This is a genomic window from Lancefieldella parvula (genome assembly GCF_963530955.1).
GTDB classification, from domain to species: Bacteria; Actinomycetota; Coriobacteriia; order Coriobacteriales; family Atopobiaceae; genus Lancefieldella; species Lancefieldella parvula_A.
The window spans coordinates 1-8,428 of record NZ_CAUSFQ010000060.1; the positions used below are offsets into that span (position 1 = coordinate 1).

The 8,428-nt window shown below is 46.8% G+C and carries 9 protein-coding genes; 2 read left to right on the top strand and 7 right to left on the bottom strand.

Annotated elements, in window-relative coordinates; all coding sequences use genetic code 11:
* The 6 genes from RWJ43_RS04830 to RWJ43_RS04855 all read right to left on the bottom strand — a co-directional run.
* Positions 1 to 1,080 (bottom strand): DNA topoisomerase (locus RWJ43_RS04830; RefSeq protein WP_314008455.1); only part of this gene is annotated, 1,080 nt, incomplete at its 3' end.
* Between the two features lie 33 nt (positions 1,081 to 1,113).
* The gene (gene tatC, locus RWJ43_RS04835) at positions 1,114 to 1,902 is read right to left on the bottom strand and encodes a twin-arginine translocase subunit TatC (RefSeq protein ID WP_314008458.1); all 789 of its coding nucleotides are present in this window, start codon (positions 1,900 to 1,902) and stop codon (positions 1,114 to 1,116) included.
* Positions 1,903 to 1,920: 18 nt separating this feature from the next.
* A complete protein-coding gene (locus RWJ43_RS04840) occupies positions 1,921 to 2,541 on the bottom strand; it encodes a twin-arginine translocase TatA/TatE family subunit (protein WP_314008461.1) in 621 nt (206 codons plus the stop codon).
* A gap of 74 nt (positions 2,542 to 2,615) precedes the next feature.
* Positions 2,616 to 2,927: an STAS domain-containing protein gene (locus tag RWJ43_RS04845; RefSeq protein ID WP_314008463.1), complete on the bottom strand. Its 312-nt coding sequence runs from the start codon at positions 2,925 to 2,927 to the stop codon at positions 2,616 to 2,618.
* Positions 2,928 to 2,936: 9 nt separating this feature from the next.
* Positions 2,937 to 3,713, bottom strand: a complete 777-nt coding sequence (locus RWJ43_RS04850; RefSeq protein ID WP_314008465.1) for a tetratricopeptide repeat protein — start codon at positions 3,711 to 3,713, stop codon at positions 2,937 to 2,939.
* Positions 3,714 to 3,801: 88 nt separating this feature from the next.
* Positions 3,802 to 5,193: an aminotransferase class I/II-fold pyridoxal phosphate-dependent enzyme gene (locus RWJ43_RS04855; RefSeq protein ID WP_314008468.1), complete on the bottom strand. Its 1,392-nt coding sequence runs from the start codon at positions 5,191 to 5,193 to the stop codon at positions 3,802 to 3,804.
* A gap of 72 nt (positions 5,194 to 5,265) precedes the next feature.
* On the opposite strand from RWJ43_RS04855, the gene RWJ43_RS04860 reads away from it, so the two are divergent.
* Complete coding sequence (locus RWJ43_RS04860; RefSeq protein WP_012809184.1) at positions 5,266 to 5,535, top strand: hypothetical protein; 270 nt, start codon at positions 5,266 to 5,268, stop codon at positions 5,533 to 5,535.
* Positions 5,536 to 5,902: 367 nt separating this feature from the next.
* Here RWJ43_RS04860 and nhaA read toward each other — a convergent pair whose 3' ends face one another.
* Positions 5,903 to 7,270 carry a Na+/H+ antiporter NhaA gene (gene nhaA, locus RWJ43_RS04865; RefSeq protein WP_314008471.1) on the bottom strand — a complete coding sequence of 456 codons (1,368 nt, stop codon included), beginning with the start codon at positions 7,268 to 7,270 and terminating at the stop codon, positions 5,903 to 5,905.
* Positions 7,271 to 7,474: 204 nt separating this feature from the next.
* Here nhaA and RWJ43_RS04870 point away from each other — a divergent pair, with 204 nt between their 5' ends.
* The gene (locus tag RWJ43_RS04870; RefSeq protein ID WP_314008474.1) at positions 7,475 to 8,332 is read left to right on the top strand and encodes a DegV family protein; all 858 of its coding nucleotides are present in this window, start codon (positions 7,475 to 7,477) and stop codon (positions 8,330 to 8,332) included.
* Positions 8,333 to 8,428 lie beyond the last annotated feature (96 nt).

The following is an 8,428-nucleotide window of genomic DNA, read 5'->3' on the forward strand; positions in this document are numbered from 1 at the left end:
CAAGCCGGCCAGGAACAGAGACTCTGCCAAACGCATAGTTCTAGCTGGCGAGATACCCTCTGCAGCTGCAGCTGCCTGCAGCGACGTAGTGTTAAACGGAGCTGGTGGCTGCTGCTTTCTGCTGCGAGATTCAATCTGGACAACCGTTGCCTGCGTCTGATCTTTAACAACGGCGTAAGCTGCATCTGCTTCCACTTGATCCCAGAACCTTGCGGTCTGATGAACCATCTTAAAGGTTGCATCCTTATCATCTTCTGGAGCAGCAACACCAGAAATAACCCAATAATCTTCTGGCTTAAATGCCAGGCGCTCACGCTCGCGCTCAACAACAAGTGCCAGTGTAGGCGTCTGAACACGACCAGCAGAACGCGTATTGCCCAGACCGCCAAAACGTGCGGTGGTCAGATAACGGGTCAGTACAGCACCCCAAATGAGGTCGATATACTGCCTGGACTCGCCTGCCGCAGCCAAGTTGTAATCAAGGTCTACCAGGTTATTGAAGGCAGTCTCAATCTCTGTCTTGGTAAAGGCAGAATAGCGAGCACGGAACACTGCCAAGTTAGGATTAACCGAGAGGACCTGTGCCAGCGCATCAGAGCCAATAAGCTCTCCCTCGCGGTCAAAGTCTGTACCGATAATGACAGACTCTGCCTTCTTAGCAAGGTTTTTGAGGGCGCGAATAATCTCTTTTTCTGCAGGCTGTTTATCTACAGGAGCCCAAATCAAATAGGGCAAGCTGGGGATTTTCCAGCCCTTAAGGTCAACGCCATCTGCCATAAAAGGCTTGCGCTTAACCTTATAAGGAGGACGCTCAAGGCCATCTGGAACATCTGCAGGAAGGTGCTCCCCTTCCGCAGTTTCTCCATACCAGCCCTCTTCCTTGTCAAACTTGAGAGCCAAAGGAAAATCCGGCTGCAGAATATGACCGCGAAGACCAATAGCAACATGGTCTTCTCCGCCACGTCTAAAACGATAAACAGGAGTGTTGTATACCTTGTCTGTCTCAGGCTTACCCGATTCAGACAGAAGGCGAGCAATCTGCTGCGCTGCGTCGTTTTTCTCGGTAACAACTAAAATCAAAGAACAACACTCTCCAAAGTAAAAGCGGAATTACTAGATTTTGTCCAGCTCGTGCTGCTCATAGTCCTCGCGGCTCCACTTAAGAGCAGCCTTGCCATCACGAGCAATAATGACGTAACGAGCAACTGCCAGAGCAACTTCGTACAGCAGGATAAGAGCTGCAAACATCAAAATCATGGTGACAGGCGATGCGTCAGGAGTAACTACTGCAGAGAGAACCATCAGTCCAACGTAAACATAACGCCACTGCTCACGCATGTCCTTGTAAGGAACAAGGTGAAGAATAGCCAGGTAGAAGATAACCAGTGGAAGCTGGAACGCAACGCCAAAGCCAATCTCAAACATCATAATAATGTTGAGGTAATCGCTTGCCTCATTAATGGTTCCTGCAAACTCCTGCGACTGGCCAATCATCCAACCAATTGCGGTGTTCAAAATAATAAAGTAGCAGAACAGCATACCCAAGAAGAACAAGGTAATCATGGCTGCCACGGTAGGAACAACCCACTTGCGCTCTTTAGCGTTAAGCGCAGGCAAGAAGAAAGCCATAATCTCCCAGATGATAATAGGTGTGCAGATAATCACCGAGAAGAAGAAAGCTACCTTAAACCTGATACTAAAGCCGCCAAGGACCGAGATAACCGTAAGCTTACCATCGGTTAAAAACTCCCTGATAGGGTCAATCAAGATCTCAATCAATGCAGGTGTTGCAAAATAAATAATGATTGCAGTAACAAAAAGCGAAACCACCACAATGGTCACGCGGCGACGGAGTTCTCCCAGGTGATCAAAAAGTGGCATACGAGCTGGAGTAATAGGCATTACACGCGAAAGCTGGACTTATGCGTCCTGGCTTTCTCCCTCCTCTCCAGCAACTTCTTCTTTCTTGTCTTCTGCTATGGAGCGAGAAGAACGTGCAGATCCAAGGTTATAGAGGTCTTTTGCAGATGGAGCGGCAGCAGGAGTTTCTTCTGCAGCCTGAGGTGCCACGTACTCAGTTACCTCTGTAGAATCATCGGAGAAAGCAACAGAAGACGTAGCTTGTGGTGCGGCAGGAGCTTCTTCAGCAGAAGCGGTTTCTGGCTGCTCAGCCTCCTGGGTCTGCTCAGCTTGCTTACTCTGCTCAGCCGCCTCAGCAGCAGCCTTCTCAGCTGCCTCGCGCTCCTCCTTGAGACGAGCACGACGCTCAGCAAAGGTCTCCTGATGGTCAGTATCCTCGCGGTCAGCATCAGATGCAGCATTTTTGAGCTGCTCGGAGCGCTTGGGCTTCTCGTGAAGTGCATCCGCTGCAGGGTCAAGTAAGTCTGCACGGACAACTTTATTAAAGCCTTCTTGCGCGTTCTGGAACTGTCTAAGAGCACGGCCAAGCGTGCGACCCATACCAGGTAATTTATCAGGACCAAATACTAAAAATGCAAAGAGCAAAATTAGTACGAGCTCTGTTTCTCCAATGCCAAACACAAGCAATACCTTTCTGGAACAAACATAAACAAGCTCTTTGAACCGTTTCTCAAAGAGCTTGCAAGTTACCAAACCTACTTGCGAACGTTAAGGTCTTTATCAACCCCAAGAAGCGTAAAGACACGCTCCACGTTTTTCTGAGGATTTGCAACAACAAGCACAGAACCACTCTCTTGTGCTCGATGTGCGGCACCCACTAAAACGCCAATGCCCGTCGAATCAATATAAGCTACCTCAGCAAAATCAGCTTCAACTTCTTTTGCTCCATCGGCGAGCGCGGTATCCAAAGCATCGCGAAGCTCAGAGGCGTTTGATACGTCTACCTCGCCCTCAATGCGAATAATGGCCTTTTCATCTGTAATTTCAGAGCTTATCTCTAGTGCCATAACTCCTCCTTACTTAGTGTTATTTGAAGAGGTAGAGGTGTTTCCGTTTAATGCATCAAGAACTTTCTGTGCATTATCCCTCACACCGGCGCTATTATCGGAATCTTTCTCAATTGCCTTCTGCAGTGCCTCTTTTGCAAGATCTACTTGATCAGTAACACGATACATCATTCCCAAATTAAGCCAACCGTTAGCATAGTCTGGAGAGCGATCTGTTACTGCCTTAAGCGCCTCAACGGCACCCGTTTGGTCTCCTGCATAGAACTGCGCAATTGCCCTATCAACACGAACCTCATCAGAATCATTTGAAGCAAGATAGGTATCGTACTCGGCAATTGCCTTGTTGATCAGCTGTAAAGACTGCTTCTGAACAGAATCATCTTGAGAAGAACTCTTAAGCGCCATTCCCCAACCTAAATACGTACGAGCCAAATCAAGATGTGCTGGTAGATTATCTGGATTGGACTGAATAGCAGACTCTTTTTCTTCTGCCTGTTTCTGATAGACCTGGTTAATAGCCTCAGGAGAATTCTGATGAGCCTGATTCTGCTTTTGAGAGTTAGAGAAAATGCTGGCCAGGGAAGGTAACATCATAGAAATAGCAATAAAGAGCGAGAATACTCCAATAGCAATCTTCATACCTGTAGAAGGACCTGGTTTTTTAGGAGCCTCATCGGGCTTGCGGTCCTTTGCCTTCTTTTTTGCGGTCTGGTTTGCCATAGCAACCAGCTCTTTTTCTGCCTTCTGTTCTGGTGTAAGTTCTGGCTTTGACGTATTAGTTGGCATTCAACATCCAATCGCTTTTTCTAAACATAGTTAATCAAGATACGGCAGAATGGGCTTACTTTCAAAGTAAATACCAAAGTTACACAAGCTATCCCCAGACGCTCTGACCACGATCAACTTTTGCTAGTCGAGCACTTACCTGTTTAACAGCAACAATAAACACATCAAGCGCTGTGTCAAGCTCTTCCAGCGTTGGGTAACTTGGAGCAATTCTGATATTAGTATCAAAAGGATCTTTACCAGCTGGCCATGTAGCTCCTGCAGGTGTCATGGTAACGCCCAGTTCATTAGCGCGAGAAACAATTGCGCGTGCAGAGCCAACAGGACCATCAAACGAGACAAAGTAGCCGCCCTTAGGATGAGACCAGGTTGCAACGCCTAAATCTCCCAGACCCTCCTGCAATTTGCGTTCAACCAGTTCAAAACGTGGTCGAAGCAGCTCGGCATGCTTTTGCATATGGGCTTCAATACCTTGAACATCTTTGAGGAAACGCACATGTGCCAGCTGTGAGATTTTCTCGGGAGAAACTCGAGCAACTTTGAAAGCGCTCTGGATTTCTTTACTGTCTGCAGGGCTTGCGGCAACCCAGGCCATGCCTGAGCTTGGGAAGGTTACCTTTGCCGTTGAGGCAAAAGCAATTACCAGGTTCTTTTGAGCGTCGGCTGCAGCAACCTCTGAAAGTACATCAAAGATATTTAAGAGCTGAGGAGCCTCAGATTCTGGCACAAAGGAGTGAATCGCGTAGGCGTTATCCCAGAAGATTCTAAAGTCAGGAGCTGCGGGTTTAAGGTTTGCAAAAGCACGAACTACCTCATCTGAATAGGTAATGCCAGTTGGGTTGGCAAAACGTGGCACACACCAAATTCCCTTAACAGAGCTGTCGTTTTCAACAAGCTCCTTGACCACGTCCATATTTGGGCCATCGTCGGTCATAGGGACTGCAATATTTTCAAAGCCGTAATGCTGTGTAATAGCAAAATGACGGTCATAACCGGGAGCGGGGCACAGAAACTTGAGTGTAGTGCTCTGGGCCTTTGCAGCCGCCATCTGCTCTGCCCAAGACGGCTGACCAGAAAGACCGTGGGTAACGGCATGAGAAATAATGTCATGCATAAGGTTAAGGCTAGAAGAGCCGTTTACGATGACCTGATTAGCAGGTACACCTGTGAGCTCCGCGGCAAAAGCTCGCGCAGAAGGAAGGCCCCAGGGGTCTCCGTAGTTGTCCGCAAAAGCGCCGCCGTCAGTCAGGTCAGAACTGGAGTTCAGCTCATCAAGCATAGGCTTAGACAGCGCCGTCTGCGCAGGGCTTGGCTTTCCGCGAGCCATATCAAGCTTGAGGTTTTTCTCGCCAAGTGCACGAGCTTCTTGTCCAATAAGCTCAAGGGCCTGGTTAAGCTCAGCGTCGCTCATCTTCTGATAAGCGTTTTGCTCAGAGGTTGATTTTGGCTGGAACAGCTCGCGAGAAACTAGCTCAAACATGACACTCCCCTTTTCGGTCTCTGCGTGATACAAAGTATAGGTGATTTAAAAATCAACGCGACAAGGAGAATCATGGCAAATTCTGCACAGCCTGGCATGCGCTCGGAGGCATATGGCGAGCTCCAGCACCTTGTTGACAACCTTTATAAGCGTAAACCTTCGGGCACAGTTACTAAGGTTGACGTGCTGATTCAAGCCGAAGTAGATGATCTTGAAGAAGATTTGCAAGAAGTTATTGAGCTGATTCCGTCGGGCACCTATGTCCGCGCTCGTCTCTGCGATCAGATTAACTCAATTGTTACGGCACATGGTTGGGGCTTTACATACGGCACCGTCGAGTAATCATAGCTAACCAAGTATAAAAGTAATAAAATTGCATATATAAGGCGGTCTTTTTCTAACAAGTTGGAGGCTCGTCATGTATGACTCTTGGAAAGATTTTTTCATTAGCATCTTTAATCGAGGTATATTTTTTGATGCTTCTAATCCAACAGCTCATCTTATTAATAAGATAACCCATATTTGTTTGCTTCTTATGTGGCTATTCACCATTGTCTCGATGTGTCTCTCTCCTACAGGGCAAGATGCCTCAATAGGAGGAGTGAACATTCTACGCGCCAGTTTTTTAATAACTTTTGCGTATTATCTTGTGGGGCTCTGCATTTTAATAGTCAAGGATAGAAAGAGTCGTACGTCTCATTAAGTTTTTTTACTCGCTGTCTTTCCGCATGCTGTTCTTGCGATGCTTATAGAACTCTGCGAGGTGTACAAAAAGTAGACCCAAGATTGCAGAAGCAAACGAAGCAGCGAGAACAGCTACTTTAGCTGCAAGAATCTCCTCTGCATCGGGGAATGCAAGGTTAGAAATAAGAATTGACATGGTAAAGCCTAAGCCACCCATCAGACCAACGGCTGTAATCTGAATCCAATCAACTTTTGCAGGAAGTTTGCAGATTTTAACCTTTACCAATAGGAATGTCACAAGAATAATTCCCAATGGCTTTCCAAGAACGGCGCCAAAGAATACGCCGTGAGCAATGTTACTGCTAAGAAGCGCACCAAAATCAGCACCTACCAGCGTAATCTGCGCGTTTACAAAGGCAAAAATAGGCAGAACAACAAAGTTCACAAAAACAGAAATGTAGTGCTCAACACGCTGAAGTGGTGGAGTTACGTGATGCATGACCTGCTCGATTGAGTTAGCTCCATGCGTAAAGTCATGCTGACCCAAAACGTGATGCTCGTCATCGTAGTGATCGTCAAGCTCACGAGCGCGTCTTGAAAGCCAGCTTCCCAGCTTGCTCAGGCGAACATCAGAGTGAGATGGCAAGAAGAAGGCAAGAAGAACGCCTGCAAGGGTTGCATGAATTCCCGAGTGGTACATGCATACCCAGAGGACCAAACCAACAAGCAAATAAGGGCCGGAAGAATAAATCTTCAAACGATTCATTCCCCACAAAATAACAAGAACACCAAGAGAAGCTGCTAACCAGGCAATATCTGGCGTGTGACCATAGAAAAGCGCAATGACCACAATAGCCAGGATATCGTCAGCAATAGCAAGTGTCTGGAAGAACACCTTAGTCTGTGGGCTAATTCTGTTTCCCAAGAGCGACATAACGCCAAGCGCAAACGCAATATCGGTTGCAATTGGCGTTGCCCATCCATGAGGAGCAGTACTTGCATTAAGCGCCAGATAAATAAGGGCAGGAACTGCAACGCCACCAACAGCCGCAAGCATAGGAAGCATTGCCTGTCTTGGCTTTCTGAGCTGGCCAACAGTTACTTCATACTTGAGCTCAATGCCCACCAGTAGGAAGAAGATTGCCATAAGGAAGTCATTCACAAAGGTTTCTAGAGCCATATGTGCATGAATCATTCCAAGCGAGAAACTCATTTGCACTTCAAGAATTTCTCGAACCACCTCATGAGCAGGTGAGTTGGCAACTACAAGTGCAATAAGAGCCGCAAGCACCATGACTGTTGCTGCAATAGTGCTGTTAGAGGTGATTTTCTTTAGAGAAGAGCGCTGACTAATTCTTCTTACAACTGCGGGCTCTCTATAAATACTAGACATTATCTGCCGTTCTCTCTTTATCTAAATGGTATTGACCGTTAGCTATGCAAGTTTTTCTCGATTTATATGCTTAGTGTACCGTCTACCTACCGTTGAGAGCAACTTGTCATATCTCAAGAAAACGGGGTATATCTCTATGTAAAATGTGGGTAATAGAAAGTCAACGTTTAGCTACTTGTAGCACGTATATATTTGGAGCGGATAATGGACACTAAGCGAATTGCCATCATCACAGACTCAGGAACTAATGTCCCACCTGATTTTGTTGCTGAACACAATATTCGTATCACCCCACTTCGCATTAACTATTCTGATGGCTCTTCCTATGAGTCTGGTATTACCATCACGCCAGCAGAGCTTGTTGCTCGCTTTGAAGAAGAAGTTCCTAAGACTTCACTTCCTTCTCCTGAGGGAATTAAAGCTGCCTTTGATGATGCAAAAGCAGCTGGTTACGAGGGTGCTGTTTACGTTGCTATCTCCTCCGGACTTTCTGCTACCTGCGATACTGCTCGCATGATTGCAGAGTCCATTACAGACTTCCCTATTTATGTTGTTGATACCAAAAACATTGGCATTGCTTCCGGCCTTATTGTTATTGAAGCTCAACGTCTTATTGAGCAGGGTCTTTCTCTTGAGGAGATTGGCGCCAAACTTGATCAGGCGTCTCTTAACACGCGCGTATACTTCTCCGTTCCAAGCCTTGAGTATCTACGTAAGGGTGGCCGCATTTCTGAGGCAATTTATCGCATTGGTTCCATGCTGAACATCAAGCCTGTTCTTACCTGCGACGAAAACGGAAAGTACGTTATTGCTAAGAAGACTCGCGGTTGGCAGAAGTCTCTAGCAGGACAAATTGCTCTAGGATCAGCCTTTGCTCAGCAGTTTGACCATGTTCATGTAGGAATTTGCTGCTCCGCGCCTAATATCATTTATTCCGAAATGGAAGCCATGATTAAAGAGGCAATCCCTAATGTCACCGACTTTAGGTATGTCGAGGCTGGCTCAGACCTTGTTGTCCATACGGGACCAGGCCTTGTTGGTTATGCCGTATTCGGTTACTAAAAATTCAATACCCCATGCAACTAAGAACAGCCGTCTACTCAGTGAACTGCCTCCCATTTCTTGGACATAAGAAATGGGAGGCAGTTCATATGCGGG